Origin of the sequence: Pseudoalteromonas sp. KAN5 (assembly GCF_022846535.1) — a bacterium.
Classification (GTDB): domain Bacteria; phylum Pseudomonadota; class Gammaproteobacteria; order Enterobacterales; family Alteromonadaceae; genus Pseudoalteromonas; species Pseudoalteromonas haloplanktis.
Map to the genome: position 1 here is coordinate 3,058,104 of NZ_AP025589.1, position 15,003 is coordinate 3,073,106.

Annotated in this window: 14 protein-coding genes and 4 tRNA genes; 9 read left to right on the plus strand and 9 right to left on the minus strand. The window is 41.2% G+C overall.

The window, feature by feature from the left end; genetic code table 11:
* The first annotated feature begins 267 nt into the window (after positions 1 to 267).
* The 6 genes from KAN5_RS13660 (at position 268) to KAN5_RS13685 (ending at position 5,839) form a co-directional block, all read left to right on the plus strand.
* Positions 268 to 1,248, plus strand: coding sequence for a hydrolase (locus KAN5_RS13660; protein WP_244389925.1), 981 nt, complete (start codon positions 268 to 270; stop codon positions 1,246 to 1,248).
* Complete coding sequence (locus tag KAN5_RS13665; protein WP_016708967.1) at positions 1,245 to 1,490, plus strand: YheU family protein; 246 nt, start codon at positions 1,245 to 1,247, stop codon at positions 1,488 to 1,490. The genes KAN5_RS13660 and KAN5_RS13665 overlap by 4 nt, the downstream gene beginning before the upstream one ends.
* A 59-nt stretch (positions 1,491 to 1,549) precedes the next feature.
* Entirely contained in the window at positions 1,550 to 2,743 is a 1,194-nt protein-coding gene (locus tag KAN5_RS13670; RefSeq protein ID WP_138554613.1) for a dipeptidase, read from the plus strand.
* Between the two features lie 144 nt (positions 2,744 to 2,887).
* Entirely contained in the window at positions 2,888 to 3,811 is a 924-nt protein-coding gene (locus KAN5_RS13675; protein WP_244389926.1) for a hypothetical protein, read from the plus strand.
* 123 nt (positions 3,812 to 3,934) lie between these two features.
* Positions 3,935 to 4,873, plus strand: a complete 939-nt coding sequence (locus KAN5_RS13680) for an alpha/beta hydrolase (protein ID WP_244389927.1) — start codon at positions 3,935 to 3,937, stop codon at positions 4,871 to 4,873.
* Positions 4,874 to 4,984: 111 nt separating this feature from the next.
* Positions 4,985 to 5,839: a hypothetical protein gene (locus KAN5_RS13685; RefSeq protein ID WP_244389928.1), complete on the plus strand. Its 855-nt coding sequence runs from the start codon at positions 4,985 to 4,987 to the stop codon at positions 5,837 to 5,839.
* A 581-nt stretch (positions 5,840 to 6,420) separates the two neighbouring features.
* Here KAN5_RS13685 and tuf read toward each other — a convergent pair.
* From tuf to murB, 8 genes are all read right to left on the minus strand, one after another.
* On the minus strand, positions 6,421 to 7,605 hold the full coding sequence (gene tuf, locus KAN5_RS13690; RefSeq protein WP_064668786.1) for an elongation factor Tu: 1,185 nt from the start codon (positions 7,603 to 7,605) through the stop codon (positions 6,421 to 6,423).
* Between the two features lie 135 nt (positions 7,606 to 7,740).
* Positions 7,741 to 7,816 (minus strand) — tRNA-Thr (locus KAN5_RS13695).
* Between the two features lie 12 nt (positions 7,817 to 7,828).
* Positions 7,829 to 7,903, minus strand: a tRNA-Gly gene (locus KAN5_RS13700).
* 45 nt (positions 7,904 to 7,948) lie between these two features.
* Positions 7,949 to 8,033: transfer RNA gene (locus KAN5_RS13705), tRNA-Tyr, on the minus strand.
* Between the two features lie 39 nt (positions 8,034 to 8,072).
* Positions 8,073 to 8,148 (minus strand) — tRNA-Thr (locus KAN5_RS13710).
* Positions 8,149 to 8,268: 120 nt separating this feature from the next.
* Positions 8,269 to 8,964 (minus strand): type III pantothenate kinase, encoded by a 696-nt coding sequence (locus KAN5_RS13715; RefSeq protein ID WP_244389929.1) that lies wholly within the window; start codon positions 8,962 to 8,964, stop codon positions 8,269 to 8,271.
* Positions 8,961 to 9,953, minus strand: coding sequence for a bifunctional biotin--[acetyl-CoA-carboxylase] ligase/biotin operon repressor BirA (gene birA, locus KAN5_RS13720; protein WP_016710514.1), 993 nt, complete (start codon positions 9,951 to 9,953; stop codon positions 8,961 to 8,963). The genes KAN5_RS13715 and birA overlap by 4 nt, the downstream gene beginning before the upstream one ends.
* Positions 9,950 to 10,960, minus strand: coding sequence for a UDP-N-acetylmuramate dehydrogenase (gene murB / locus KAN5_RS13725; protein ID WP_016710515.1), 1,011 nt, complete (start codon positions 10,958 to 10,960; stop codon positions 9,950 to 9,952). Before murB ends, birA begins: the two co-directional genes overlap by 4 nt.
* A 143-nt stretch (positions 10,961 to 11,103) precedes the next feature.
* Between murB and KAN5_RS13730 the strand changes: the two genes are divergently transcribed.
* Positions 11,104 to 12,948, plus strand: coding sequence for a M1 family metallopeptidase (locus KAN5_RS13730; protein ID WP_016710516.1), 1,845 nt, complete (start codon positions 11,104 to 11,106; stop codon positions 12,946 to 12,948).
* A 43-nt stretch (positions 12,949 to 12,991) separates the two neighbouring features.
* Here KAN5_RS13730 and KAN5_RS13735 read toward each other — a convergent pair whose 3' ends face one another.
* Positions 12,992 to 13,624 (minus strand): DUF2057 domain-containing protein, encoded by a 633-nt coding sequence (locus tag KAN5_RS13735; RefSeq protein WP_244389930.1) that lies wholly within the window; start codon positions 13,622 to 13,624, stop codon positions 12,992 to 12,994.
* A 92-nt stretch (positions 13,625 to 13,716) separates the two neighbouring features.
* Here KAN5_RS13735 and KAN5_RS13740 point away from each other — a divergent pair, with 92 nt between their 5' ends.
* Both KAN5_RS13740 and KAN5_RS13745 read left to right on the plus strand, forming a co-directional pair.
* On the plus strand, positions 13,717 to 14,082 hold the full coding sequence (locus KAN5_RS13740) for a histidine triad nucleotide-binding protein (protein ID WP_138555638.1): 366 nt from the start codon (positions 13,717 to 13,719) through the stop codon (positions 14,080 to 14,082).
* A 233-nt stretch (positions 14,083 to 14,315) separates the two neighbouring features.
* On the plus strand, positions 14,316 to 14,972 hold the full coding sequence (locus KAN5_RS13745) for a response regulator transcription factor (RefSeq protein WP_016710519.1): 657 nt from the start codon (positions 14,316 to 14,318) through the stop codon (positions 14,970 to 14,972).
* Positions 14,973 to 15,003 lie beyond the last annotated feature (31 nt).

Here is a 15,003-nt window from a genome sequence, read left to right on the forward strand (position 1 = left end):
AGACATCAGGAGGCAAGTTATGGACGTATTCTTTAGAGATTTTTTTAGCGACCCAGTACTATTTTTATCATTTGGTTTTTTAGGAATAGTAATCAGCTTATGCCTTTTCTTTGTGTATTTCTTTATGAAAAAAATACACGATGCAGATATCCCCAATTAGAATTAAGCACGACGCGCAAAGCCCCTATCAAGTTATTTGATTAGGGGCTTTTTTATTGCCAAAAATTTGTTACACTTATACTTCAATTAGCTAGGTAGTCGTCAATAATGCTTACAAATTTCAAGCCTGCGTGGTGGATGAGTAATCGTCATGTGCAAACCATTATGCCGCGTTTTTTTCGTCCTTTTCATAATACGCGTTATCAATTAGAGCTGCTTGATACCCCAGATGGTGATTTTTTAGAACTTGCTTGGTCGTTACCAAAAAATGACGATGCACCGCTGGCCATTGTACTGCACGGCCTTGAGGGTAATATAAACAGCTTTTATGCCAAAGGTATGATGAAAGCCCTAAAAAAGCAGGGGTTTAGCGTTGTTTTAATGCATTTTCGTAATTGCTCAACGCAAGTAAATCGCCTCCCTCGCGCGTACCACAGTGGTGAAACTGGCGATCTCGATTTTTTTATCAAACAACTTAAACAACAATTTCCAAATCGCCCGTTACTGGCAGTTGGCTTTTCACTCGGTGGCAATGTACTTGCTAAATATTTAGGCGAACAAGGCCAACAGTGCAGACTTGATGGCGCAGCTGTGGTGTCGGCTCCTTATGAGTTGTCGGCATCATGCCAAGTAATACGAAAGAGCCTAGCAAAAATTTATCAAAAATATTTGCTCGACCGAATGAAGAAATCCATGCAACGCAAACTGCCACAAATTGAGCAACAAATCGATTTAACACCCAAGCAATTAATGGAAATTAATGATTTATGGCAATTTGACGACCAACTAACCGCTCCTTTGCATGGTTTTTCTGGTGCTGAGGATTATTACCAACAAGCTAGTGCCAAGCCCTATTTAAAACACATAACCACACCGACGTTAATTGTGCACGCTAAAGACGACCCAATGCTATCGATTAAAGCCGTACCGAGCAGGCAAGATGTGAGTGAACATGTTACGCTACGCATCTCAGAAAAAGGCGGCCATGTTGGTTTCATTACGGGCAGTAACCCATTTAAACCGGTTTACTGGTTAGAGCAAATCGTGCCTGAGTACTTCAATCAGGTAGTTAAAAAAGAGCAGTTATGATCATTCCACACCAGCAACTCGATAAAGACACACTCTATAACTTAATCGAAAGTTACGTTTTACGTGAAGGCACCGACTACGGTGAACAAGAATTTAGTATTGAAGCAAAAGTGGCGCAAGTTAATCAGCAATTAAACGCTGGCGAAGCGATGGTGTTCTTCTCTGAACTACACGAATCAGTCACCATTATCTCTAAGAGCGAGTTTAAGGCGCTACAAAGTGAAGAGCAGTTTAACGAGTAAACTTGTCAGCCTCACGATAAAACTTCACAATGGCTCTTTTACTTCAAGAGCCATTAAAAATGATAAAACTAAGCTCAATAGTTGTTGCTATTTCTCTAGCTCTTAGCAGCCAAGTGAATGCAGATACAACTACCCCCTCTGATAAAGCTATCAAGCTCACACAAGAAACCATTTTAATCGATACGCACATTGACGTTCCATACCGTATTCACAAAAGCTGGGCAGATGTAACCAAAGCCACTGACGACGGTGATTTTGACTACCCTCGCGCCGTTAAAGGTGGTTTAAATGCGCCGTTTATGTCGATTTATATTCCTGCTAATTTAGAATTTGAAGGTAAAGGAAAAAGCTATCAACTAGCGAATCAACTCATTGATAGCATGGAAGCGATTGCACAGCGTGCACCAGACAAATTTGCCATTGCAAGCTCTACCTCTGATATTAAAACGCAATTTAAGCAAGGCAAAATGTCACTTGCAATGGGTATGGAAAATGGCTCGCCAATTGAAGGCGATATGAAAAACTTACAACACTTTTTTGACCGTGGTGTGCGCTACATCACTCTTGCCCATTCACAAAGCAACCATATTTCTGATTCATCTTACGATATTCGCCGTAAATGGAAAGGCTTGAGCCCATTTGGTAAAAAGCTGGTCACTGAAATGAACAATATCGGTATGCTGATTGACGTATCGCACATCTCAGATGATGCGTTTTACCAAGTAATGGAGCTATCTAAAACCCCTGTAATTGCCTCACACTCGTCGCTGCGCAAATATACGCCGGGCTTTGAGCGTAACATGGATGACGATATGCTACTTGCACTGAAAAAAAATGGCGGGGTTATCCAGATTAATTTTGGTTCAAGCTTTGTCACAGCCAGCTCCCGTAGCTGGTATGATCAGCTAAACAGTAAAAAAGACTCGGCGAAAAAACAAGGCACTAAATTAAGTAAAGATTTTGACGCGGCGTATCGCGCTAAAAATCCATTCCCGTTTGCAAGCCTTGCACAAGTGCTTGACCATATCGATCATGTCGTTGAACTAATTGGTATCGATTACGTTGGTATTGGCTCTGATTATGACGGTGTGGGTGATTCATTGCCAACTGGCTTAAAAGATGTTTCAAGCTATCCTAACCTAGTACAGGGTTTGATGGATCGAGGCTACAGCAACACTGATATTAAAAAAATACTCAGCGGCAACATGCTACGCGTATGGCAGCAAGCCGAAGCGTATGCGAAAAAACATTAATCTGTACATTTTAAGCTCTGGGCAACCGGAGCTTACACAAAGCCACTGAAAAACTCATTTTTGTACCTGCCTTTCTACATATTTTAACAGAACTTTTTCGCCAAAATAGGTAAATTAGCGTTTTATCTTTGGAGCACATTTTTAATGCCTATCAATAAGGGCTCTGTAGCAATTGTTATCGCCACAATTGCCATTGCTATATCATGTTACGGTACTTTTTTCGCAAAACATGTAGTAACCCCACATGCAAAACAAAACGCTATACACCAAAATGGTTCGGAAATAGTGGTCACTAACATTCCGTTAAATAACGACTATAACGAGCTATCTATCGATCTATTAAATAAAAAGATTACCGCCTTACAATTGCAACTCGCTAATTTGCAAATGCAAAACCCAGCATTTGAGGAAGCGACCAATCACGACGAATTTAAAGAGCTGGTAATTGCGGTACTCAATGAAAAAGATCAGCAAGAAGCCGAAAAAATGCGTAAAAGTAACCCTTTATATGACTTTTATGCTGGTTTACCAGAAGATTATGACTTACGTTTAAAGTCAGAACCGGCCTATGCCGAAAATATGGCGGTACAATTACGACAGCAAATTCTTGACCAAAATGCCAGTGATATTAATAGATTAGCAGCGCTAGCTCAATTACAAATGAACTTATATATTTTAAATCAAGCCAACATACCTGAGTATGATTATGAGGTTTTTAAAAATGTATTAGATCTGGCCGATAATAGTCATGATGATAAATTTAAAATTCAAGCCATAGAAATTACAACTCAATCGCCAGTGCTTGATTATCGTTTGGCTGAACGCTTTACAGCACTGCTAGAGCAAGATTCTAACGATTATATTCGTCGCTTAGCCGGTCAAGGTTTAGTAACTCAATTCTATCAAGCTCAGAGCGAGAGAAGCGACTATAGCCAACAGATTGCACAACACATTCTATCGCTATATCAAGACTCTGCCGACGATAACGTCTATTCGGTATTAAACGAAATGATTGGCAATGAAAACATGCTAGCAGAGCTGCAAAAGTACGCTGATGGCGGTAGTTAAAAGCAAATAACTACAAGCAGAAGCTTTGGAATATAAAAAATTCATACTAATGAGTATGAAGCTACTCGTTGTTCTGACTATACTTTGCATAATTAATTAGCTGCATTAGATCCATAATCGACTATGCGCACTATTAAAACGAGCAGCGGTATCAACATTAGCTATCAAGATAGCGGAGAGCTTGCTGCTCCCGTTATTATTTTGATAATGGGACTCGGTGCGCAATTAACAGTATGGCCCGACGAACTGTATTATGGCTTAGTGAATAATGGTTTTCGGGTGATCCGATTTGATAACCGCGACACGGGGCTTTCAAGCCAACTTGGGCAGCTAGGCAACCCAAACCTATTTAAGATATGGTTAAGCAAACGCCTCCCCGTCGCTTCTCATATCCCTTACACTCTGGATGATATGGCGAATGATGTACTGGAGTTAATGGCTGCGCTAAAAATTAAAAAAGCGCACCTAGTCGGTGCATCTATGGGAGGCATGATTGCGCAACTTATTGCCGCACAAAATAAGAAAAAGGTTTTAAGTTTAACCTCAATTATGTCGAGCTCAACTAAACCTAAACTCTCGGCAGCTAGCTTGAAATTATTCATACAGCTTGCTAAACATCGTCCGCGACGTGAAAACCGTGACAGTGCTATTCATTACAATATCAAACTAAATCAACTAATAGGCAGCCCCGCTTATCCACAAGATGAACAAACACTACGTAAACAAGCTACATTAGGAGTGGATAGAGCACACAACCCCCAAGGTTTTTACCGACAACTCGCAGCCATTGCCGCCAGTGATTGTAGGCAACATTTAATGCCGAAGATCAAAGCTCCAACATTAGTTATTCATGGCAGCTCAGATCCTGTCATGCCTGTGGCCGCAGGAAAACAAACCGCACACCAGATACGCAAAGCAAAATTAAAGATAGTAAACGGGATGGGCCACGACTTCCCGCCAGCATTAATGGCAAAAATGACCAAGTGGATCAGCAAACACGTTAAAAAAGCAGAGCAAAAGCGCGCACAGAAAAAGCTTAAGAAACAAATAGCGGACACGTAACTGCAACAAATGTACCTAAAATCACACATTCAGAGTTGCGTTACAGTGCATATAAGATCAAAATACAACCATCATTAATGCTATATAAAAATCAAAAAATAGAAGAAGCACATGAAACTTTGCAATTTAATCCTAAAGCTACTAATTATTTTTCCTACTATTACAATGGCAAATGACTATAAAGTCCAATGCCATGAACTTATAAATATCCTAAAAGCGAAAAATAACGCCAATTTAGTGTGGGGTGACTATTCTACGAGTAAATTGATGGCTATTGAAAAAATTCAAATGAATGGCTTTGAAGTACCTATTATTGTTACTGAAAACGTGGAATATAGTGCTTTTTATGACAGTAACTCCTCAGGCTTAACCATAATGGAGCGGGATGAAGATGATGACGAAGGTGGTTTTAAATCTCAAATACTCTTTTTCAACTCATTACTGTCACAAAGCGCTGAGAAAAAATTCCCACCACCATTCCCGGATACTGTTTTTGAAATAATTAAAGAGAGCCTATCTGTTACACCTGATGATGTTAATTGTAATATAACCACACCAGAAGAAATGAATACCCTCATAAAGCAATCGGTTATGATTAGCACAAAGTCTCTTTATGCTCGTAGTAATAAAGCTAGTGCAATTAGGATAAATGGTAGAAATGCTTTCATAATAACTAATAACTTTGGTTTCGAATATTTTGAGATGCGTTACGGGAAGACGCTAATGATGGTCGTTGATACTTATGAGGCAAGTGACTTGGACCAATTTATCAATTCACTTAATTCTCAGAATACCTTAAGTGAACCGCCAATTGTCAATCAAGCCATTTTAGAAGGAATTAACTCCAATAAGGTAGCTGACTGGGAAAATGTGCTAAAAATAATGGAAGTGAATAACTATTCTGAATCATCTACAAATAACATTATTGAGTTAATTTCGAAATTAACAGAACAAAATAAAAAATAAATTTTAAACATCCCCTTAATTTGGGTGAAGTTTAGTGAAACTCAGCCGAATTAAAACTAAGGTAAGACTAACACCGAGCTGCTTAAAACTTACGGCTGACGGCTTACAGCTCAAATCGCAGACATTAAAAAACCCGAGACTAAGCTCGGGTTTTTTTAGTATTAATTAGCTAGGCTAACTATTACTCAACGATAGTTGCTACAAAGCACCTACGCCTATGGGTAACAACGCCACCTTCACATGACGTAGATTTCGGGCATTAAAAAAGGCCACCGAAGTGACCTTTTTCTAACAATTAACTTATAAGTTAATTGTTACTCTACGATAGTTGCTACAAAGCACCTACGCCTAAGGTAATAGCGCCACCTTCACATGACGTAAATCGCAGACATTAAAAAACCCGAGACTAAGCTCGGGTTTTTTTAGTATTAATTAGCTAGGCTAACTATTACTCAACGATAGTTGCTACAAAGCACCTACGCCTATGGGTAACAACGCCACCTTCACATGACGTAGATTTCGGGCATTAAAAAAGGCCACCGAAGTGACCTTTTTCTAACAATTAACTTATAAGTTAATTATTACTCTACGATAGTTGCTACAACACCAGCACCTACAGTACGGCCACCTTCACGGATAGCGAAACGAAGACCTTCGTCCATCGCGATTGGCGCGATTAGAGTTACTGTCATCTTAACGTTATCACCAGGCATTACCATTTCTACGCCTTCTGGTAACTGTACGTCACCTGTTACGTCAGTTGTACGGAAGTAGAACTGTGGACGGTAACCTTTGAAGAAAGGAGTATGACGACCACCTTCATCTTTAGAAAGTACGTATACTTCTGAAGTGAATGTAGTGTGTGGCTTGATTGAACCAGGCTTAGCTAGTACTTGACCACGTTCAACGTCTTCACGCTTAGTACCACGTAAAAGTGCACCAATGTTCTCACCAGCACGACCTTCGTCTAGTAGCTTACGGAACATTTCAACACCAGTACAAGTAGATTTAGTTGTATCACGGATACCAACGATTTCTACTTCGTCATTCACGTTGATGATACCAGCTTCAACACGACCAGTTACAACTGTACCACGACCTTGGATTGAGAAAACGTCTTCGATAGGCATGATGAATGGCTTATCGATGTCGCGCTCTGGCTCTGGGATGTAAGAATCAAGTGCGTCTGCAAGTTCAATGATCTTGTCTTCCCACTCTTTCTCGCCTTCTAACGCTTTAAGCGCAGAACCAGCGATTAGTGGTAAGTCATCACCTGGGAAGTCGTACTCAGAAAGAAGTTCACGAACTTCCATTTCTACTAATTCAAGTAGCTCTTCGTCATCAACCATGTCACATTTGTTCATGAACACAACGATGTAAGGTACGCCAACTTGACGAGAAAGAAGGATGTGCTCACGCGTTTGTGGCATAGGGCCGTCAGTCGCAGCAACAACTAGGATAGCGCCGTCCATTTGAGCAGCACCAGTGATCATGTTTTTAACATAATCGGCGTGTCCTGGACAATCTACGTGTGCGTAGTGACGAGTAGGTGTATCGTACTCAACGTGTGAAGTTGAGATTGTGATACCACGCTCACGCTCTTCTGGAGCGTTATCGATTGATGCGAAATCTTTAGCAACACCGCCGTATACTTTTGCAAGTACGTTAGTGATTGCTGCAGTTAGGGTTGTTTTACCGTGGTCAACGTGGCCGATTGTACCTACGTTTACGTGCGGTTTTACGCGTTCAAACTTTGCTTTTGCCATGACGGAACCTATCAGTTTTGTGTATCTAGATTACATATGAAAATAATCCACCGGAGGTAGATTAAGTTAAATTTTTCAAATTTCAAATAGTATTTTCTGACAGATAAAGGAAGTATTCAAGAAGATTCGTGTGACTGGTGCTGATAGGCAGATTTGAACTGCCGACCTCACCCTTACCAAGGGTGCGCTCTACCAACTGAGCTATATCAGCAACACCAGAAACTGGAGCGGGCAGCGGGAATCGAACCCGCATCATCAGCTTGGAAGGCTGAGGTAATAGCCATTATACGATGCCCGCGTTAGGAACCTGTTCTTAAACTACCTCTAACCGTCAAGAATAAAGTGGTGGAGGGAGCTGGATTCGAACCAGCGAAGGCTGAGCCGTCAGATTTACAGTCTGATCCCTTTGGCCGCTCGGGAACCCCTCCACGATAATTCTTTACTAAGCACTTTCGGTAAAAGGAAAGTGGTGCCGACTAACCGAGTCGAACGGTTGACCTACTGATTACAAGTCAGTTGCTCTACCAGCTGAGCTAAGTCGGCACTGCTTTAGTACGGGGCGAGATATTAGAGGAAGGTTGGAGGTGATGCAACAATAAATTTGAAAAAAATGTAATTTTTTAGCTTGAATGCTCACAAATCAGGCAAAACAAGGGCTTTTTGTTACTTTTCGCTCAATTCATACCAATAGTTGAGCCCTTTCATCACTAGTTGCGGCTCATAAGTCGCGCCTAAAAACTGTGCTTTGAGTAATGCGCCATAACCACCAGCAAAAATTAGTTGCGGGTTTTTATTAGATAAATGTAATTTTGCTTGTTCAACAGCCCCTAACGTTGCCACTAGCGCGCCGTTTTTTAAACCATTCGGTGTGTTTACACCCAATTCATTTGCAAATACTGTGTTGGCATCATCAAAAACGCGCTGAGTATTTTGTGTCAATGAGCGTGTCATTAGCTCAAGGCCAGGCAATATCCAGCCACCTAAATGCTGCCCTTGTGCTGTGAGCACATCAATTGTGGTGGCTGTTCCGGTGTCTATTACTATGCAATCTTGCTGTGGACATAGTTTAAAGGCGGCAATTAAACCAAGCCAACGATCAATCCCTAAATTATTAAATTGCTGATACGCACAACGTAGGTTACTAAGTTGCTTTGTTACTTTGGCTTCAAAGCATGGCACCTGAAGTGAACGGGCTTGGGTTAATAGTTCATTTAGCTGCTCACTTTTACCAACACTGGCATAAACAACGTCATTAATTTGCGACCACGGTAATGCACTGAGCTCACATTGCTTAATCTGCCCACCTTGCCAGATTGCAGCTTTTAATGCGGTGTTGCCTACATCAATTAATAATCTCATACGCTTGCCTTACGTAATGATATTTCGCCGCCATAATAACTTTTCACTTCACCATCTTGGCGGATACGGATCCCGCCATTAGCATCAATACCTTCACAGATTCCGCTCCAACTGCGGTGTCCAGTATTCAACTCTACACATTGCCCAACGAAGACATTTAAACTATTCCATTGTTGATACATATCATTTAAGCCCGATTGACTATATTGTGCGAGCCGCTGTTCAAGGTAGTAAGTTAAATATGCCACCAGCTGGTTTTTATCAACCTGCTGAGTGTGCTGACTTAAATCGGTCCACGCTTGATCGATGTGTTGACTAAAGCTTTCTGGCATTTGTAAATTAATACCAATACCAATAACCAACTGACACGGTCCTTGCGGTTGACCATCTAACTCAACTAACACGCCTGCGAGCTTTTCATTATTGAGATAAATATCGTTCGGCCACTTCAGTTGAACCTCTAATTTATACAGTGCTTTTAAAGCGTCGTAGACCGCTAACCCTACGGCAATCGACATCCCCATTGCCGCTTGTAGTCCGTCATCTAAACGCCAGTAATAACTATAATATAAGTTTGCGCCAAAGGGCGATTGCCACACGCGACCACGACGACCACGCCCTGCTTGCTGCATTTCAGCCACAATCACAGTTCCCGACTCTAAGGTTTGTTTAGCGGCAATACGGCGCATTAACTCACTGTTAGTCGAGTCAATAATTGGCTGAACTTCCACTTGCGCGGTATGTGCACCTAAGCTTTGGTAATGCTGTTGGATCTTAGTTTGCTCTAATAAGCCGACATTATTATTTAAGCTGTAACCTTTACCGCTAACTTTAAAAATATCTAAACCCATTTCTTGTAGACTTTGAATGTGCTTACTCACCGCCGCGCGGCTAATACCTAATTGCTCACCCAATAATTGCCCTGAGATAAAGCCACCTTGATTAAGGGCATTTAAAATAGCCAGTTTATTGCCATCAGGTGCTTTCATATTGCTTCTCCTAAACCGATATGGCATTCGTGAACACTGTTCATCAAGCGAACTTCGTGCTGCAATTTTATTTGATAGCGTTGCCAAATTTGTTGCTGGATGTACTTGATCATAGCAACGAGGTCTTCACCGCTGCTATCACCATGATTAACCAATACCAACGCTTGTTGTTGGTGCACTTCAATTCCAGCTATACGATGTCCCTTTAAGCCTGCTTGCTCTATCAACCAACCTGCAGCCACTTTATGGTGCTCGTTATCGTAGTGATAATGAGGTAGCTGTGGGTGTGCAGCGAGTAAATCTCTCAGCAAGCGATTTTCTATAATGGGATTTTTAAAAAAGCTTCCAGCATTTGCCAGCACATAAGGGTCAGGTAATTTGCTGTTACGGGTTTTAATGACGTGCTCAAAAACGGCTATAGGCGTTACATGTTCAAGTTGTTGCAAAGGACCATAACTTAATTCTGGCTGCCATAGCTTGGGTAAAGCTAATCCCACAGATGTGATCACCGCTTTATTTTTTAATGCATGTTTAAAAATAGAATCGCGATAGCCAAACTCGCACTGCTCAGCAGTAAGGCGAACGAGTTGCTTACTGGAGATATCAAAATACTCTACGTATGCAATAAATTTTGCCAGCTCCACACCATAAGCACCAATATTTTGTACTGGCGCAGCACCCACTGTACCGGGGATCAATGCAAGGTTTTCAAGCCCAGGTATACCGTGTTTAAGTGTATAAGCAACAAGTTTATGCCAATTTTCCCCCGCAGCAACTTCTAGTAGGTAATCATCTTGACGCTCTATGACCTGCACACCGGCAGTGGCCATTTTGATTACCGTGCCTTGGTAATCGTTTAAAAACACGGTGTTACTCCCTTCTCCTAAAATGCAAAAAGGGGCATCAAAGGTGAGTTGCTGCAATTGCGCTGAGTCAGTAATTTCGATTAGTTGCGAGCACTGACTCTTTAAAGAAAAGGTATGGAAAGATTGCAGGGACTGAGCCACAAAACGCCTCAAAGGTTAATTGTCACTAATCGCACTAGTGTAACTCTTAGTCGCAAATCTTGCACTAGATTGTAAAAAATGCTCAACCAAGAATCGCAATCATGATATAAAACCTGCACTTTTTATTCGTGTTCAGGGTATTTATGAAAATCAAACCTCTCTTTTTAAGCCTCGCTATGGCTGGAATGTGCTCTCAAGCAATGGCCAGTGCCATTGATCAAAACTCATATGCCAATCTCGATGACGTCATCACGACGCATTTAAACCTTGATTTAGACGTCGACTTTGCCGACAAGCAATTAGAAGGTTTTGTTGAACACACGCTAGAATGGCAAAACACGACCAGCAAAACCTTAGTGCTTGATACGCGCGATTTAGACATCGATAAAGTAATGTATCAAAGCCAAAGTGGCAGCTGGCACAAAGCCAAATTCACACTTGCTCAGCGCGATGACGTTAAAGGCTCAAAGCTTACTATTACGTTTAAAGACCAAGCTCCTAAAGTACGTATTTATTATAACAGCCGCCCTGAAGCATCTGGCTTACAATGGTTAACCCCAGAGCAAACAGCCAGTAAAAGCCATCCATTTATGTACAGCCAATCGCAAGCGATCCACGCTCGTAGTTGGATCCCAGTACAAGATACGCCAGCAATGCGTGTAACTTACTCAGCACGTATCCACACGCCGGAAGATATTCGTGCGGTAATGAGTGCCGATAACAAAGATGCACTTTATAAAGATGGTGATTATCACTTTGAAATGCCGCAAGCTATCTCTCCTTACCTAATTGCTATTGGTGCAGGTAACTTAGAATTTAAAGCGATGTCTAAGCAAACCGGTATTTTTGCTGAACCAACAATCTTAGATGCGTCAGTTGCCGAATTTAATGACACACAAGCGATGATCGATAAAACCAATGCCATGTATGGCGAGTATGCATGGGGCCGTTATGACCTACTCATGTTACCACCTAGCTTTCCGTTTGGTGGTATGGAAAACCCGCGCCTTTCTTTTATCACACCAACGGTTGTTGCTGGTGATAAAAGCTTAGTAAATCTGATTGCTCACGAACTTGCGCACTCTTGGTCCGGTAACTTGGTAACCAATGCAACGTGGGAAGATTTATGGCTAAACGAAGGTTTCACCTCGTACGTTGAAAACCGCATTATGGAAGAAGTCTTTGGTCGTGACCGTGCAGTTATGGAACAAGCACTTGATGCAGCTGGTTTACGCGCACAATTAAAAACTATCGACGCACCTGATACGCGCCTTAATTTAAAGCTTAATGGCCGTGATCCCGATGATGCTTTCAGCTCAGTGCCTTATACAAAAGGTCAGCTTTTCTTAATTTACCTTGAAAACCAATACGGCCGTGAAAAGTTTGATGATTTTGTAAAAACTTACTTCAACGAATTTGCTTTTAAATCATTAACGACGGCTCAATTTGTTACTTACATCAAAGCTAACTTAATTGAAAAATACCCAGGCGTTGTTAGCATGGACAAAGTTAACGAGTGGATTTTTCAGCCTGGATTACCAAGTGATGCACCAAACCCAACCTCTGATGCGTTTGATAAGGTCGATAACGCCACGCAAGCATGGTTAAAAGGTGAGACAACTGCCGCGCAACTTCCGACGACTAATTGGACAGTGCACGAGTGGTTACACTTTTTAAATAACTTACCGCGCGATTTAAGCCTAGAAAAAATGGCTGCATTAGATGCAGAGTTTAACTTAACTCAATCAACCAATGCCGAACGTGCATTTGCATGGTATATGCTTGCGGTAGGTAATGGCTATCAACCGATTTACCCATCACTTGATAAGCACTTATCAGGCATTGGCCGTCGTAAATTGATTGTGCCGCTATACAAGGCATTGATCAAAAATGGTAAGCGTGAATGGGCGCACGATGTATACCTTAAAGCTCGCCCAGGCTATCACCCATTAGCGCAAGGTACCGTTGACGACTTGTTTGCTAAGTAAGCTTAACGAGCACATAAAAAGGGCGATTTATTCGCCCTTTTTGCTATTTACTTTTAGTCACTTTTTCAATGAAAGCTTGCTTTTCTTGAGCACTGGCTTGTTGCCACCAAAAATCGAGCATAGCTGCAGCATTTGGTGCGTTAGAAACGCTTGGTGCTGGGCGCGATACGGGGGCTTGCGCAGCAGTCACCGAAGCAATAGCTGCCGTACTCGCGGTAGGTGCCGCTTTTGTTGATGCAACTTGAGCTACAGCGCCACTGCGAAAGTTTGGTTCAGGAATAACGCTTAAAGGCGTGCCTAACGACTGCCCCTTTGCTTGCAAACTCACTTGCGGCGCCTCGGCAAATACTTTTGCCGCCACTGCATTGTCTGCACGATTAAACACCACATCGTAATCCGTATCGGCGGCAATGGTCATCGTCACCCAGAATGGTTCTGAGTCAACCACTTGGTGCTCATCATAGCCTTGCTCATATAAATCTGTGTACTTAAGTTTGAGCTGATACACGCCTGGGGTAAGTTCCACCTCATCAACCCGACTGAAAAATGAATGTTCTATTTTTTTATCGCCTACTTGTAACGGCACAATTTCTTCAGGAAAACTCACCGTTTCAGCAATACTTGGGACACTCAAAAACAATGAAACAATCCCGCTTAAAAATATATATTTCCGCATAATAACTCCTTGTGATTTGATTTCAGTTTGACACTGCAAGCAAAGTTTGTCATTAGTGATATTTATTAGATTACAATGGAGCAGATCTTAACGTGAGCGAAGACACTATTTTTACTAAAATTATCAATCGCGAAATTCCAGCTGACATCGTCTATGAAGATGAGCTGAGTTTGGCTTTTAAAGACATTAACCCGCAAGCCCCTTTTCATGTATTGATTATCCCAAAAAAAGAGATTGCGACAATTAATGATATTAGCGAACAAGATGCACCTCTTGTTGGTCACCTTTATGTAGTAGCTGCGAAAATAGCCAAACAACAAGGCTTTGCAGAGGATGGATTTAGAGTTGTAATGAATTGTAATGACCATGGCGGTCAAACGGTTTATCACATCCATTTACATATGTTAGCTGGTAAAATAATGGGATGGCCACCCTATCAGGATAAGATAAAAGGCTGATTTTTAAATTTGGCGTGTAAATATTTGTAAAAGGAACCCTTTTCTGGGTTTTTATATTATTTTATATAAATATCAAAACCTTGAATTAAATTACAGCTGTATTTTTTAATGACTAATGTACAAAACGTTATAAAACTATGTTTATCCTGCCCCAATCTGGGAAATTTCTAATACGAAAGGGGTGGATTGCATGTTAGGATTGATTAGTCAACTTTATTCAAGAGTATATAAGTATGAGTAGTTCAGCCTTTTTGTTACTAGATCTAGAGCCAATTAATACAATTGGTATTAATGTATTAGAGCCTTTATTAAAAACCCAAGGGCTCAATGTTGCTACCGGAACAAACATATTAGACGTTCCTGAAGGAACTCGTTTATTGTTTATTGAAACATCAAGCCAAGACGCTTGGGGAAAATTAAAAGAGCAACTAGTAAATTTGCGCGTAAAATGCGATATCGTGTTATTCAACTTAGATGAAAATCCAGAGCTTGCTAATCGTGCACTTTTAAGCGGTATTCGCGGTGTTTTTTATACCACAGACAATGCCGATGTATTGATGAAAGGTATTCGCTTATTACTAGAGGACCAGCTTTGGTATCGCCGTGATATTATGTGTAATGCATTAAATCGCATGCTGCAATTTAATAAAGATGCCTTACATAAACTTACTGACGGTGATATTGAACCTGTAAAACTCACTAAACGTGAGAAAGCAATTATCTCGCTGATGAGTAATGGCTCTAAGAACAAAGAAATCGCAGAAGCACTCAGCATTAGCCCACACACAGTAAAAACACATTTATACAGTGCATTTAGAAAAACCAAATGCCGTAACCGTATCGAGCTACTGTCATGGGCGCAGCAAAATATTCCAGATGAAATTCGCTGATCTAGCAACTTTCATTTAATTATAAAAACAG

Coding starts and splice junctions, on each gene's coding strand:
- KAN5_RS13660 (WP_244389925.1), top strand. CDS start 268: ATGCTTACAAATTTCAAGCCTGCGTGGTGGATGAGTAATCGTCATGTG.
- KAN5_RS13665 (WP_016708967.1), top strand. CDS start 1,245: ATGATCATTCCACACCAGCAACTCGATAAAGACACACTCTATAACTTA.
- KAN5_RS13670 (WP_138554613.1), top strand. CDS start 1,550: ATGATAAAACTAAGCTCAATAGTTGTTGCTATTTCTCTAGCTCTTAGC.
- KAN5_RS13675 (WP_244389926.1), top strand. CDS start 2,888: ATGCCTATCAATAAGGGCTCTGTAGCAATTGTTATCGCCACAATTGCC.
- KAN5_RS13680 (WP_244389927.1), top strand. CDS start 3,935: ATGCGCACTATTAAAACGAGCAGCGGTATCAACATTAGCTATCAAGAT.
- KAN5_RS13685 (WP_244389928.1), top strand. CDS start 4,985: ATGAAACTTTGCAATTTAATCCTAAAGCTACTAATTATTTTTCCTACT.
- tuf (WP_064668786.1), bottom strand. CDS start 7,605: ATGGCAAAAGCAAAGTTTGAACGCGTAAAACCGCACGTAAACGTAGGT.
- KAN5_RS13715 (WP_244389929.1), bottom strand. CDS start 8,964: ATGAGATTATTAATTGATGTAGGCAACACCGCATTAAAAGCTGCAATC.
- birA (WP_016710514.1), bottom strand. CDS start 9,953: ATGAAAGCACCTGATGGCAATAAACTGGCTATTTTAAATGCCCTTAAT.
- KAN5_RS13730 (WP_016710516.1), top strand. CDS start 11,104: ATGAAAATCAAACCTCTCTTTTTAAGCCTCGCTATGGCTGGAATGTGC.
- KAN5_RS13735 (WP_244389930.1), bottom strand. CDS start 13,624: ATGCGGAAATATATATTTTTAAGCGGGATTGTTTCATTGTTTTTGAGT.
- KAN5_RS13745 (WP_016710519.1), top strand. CDS start 14,316: ATGAGTAGTTCAGCCTTTTTGTTACTAGATCTAGAGCCAATTAATACA.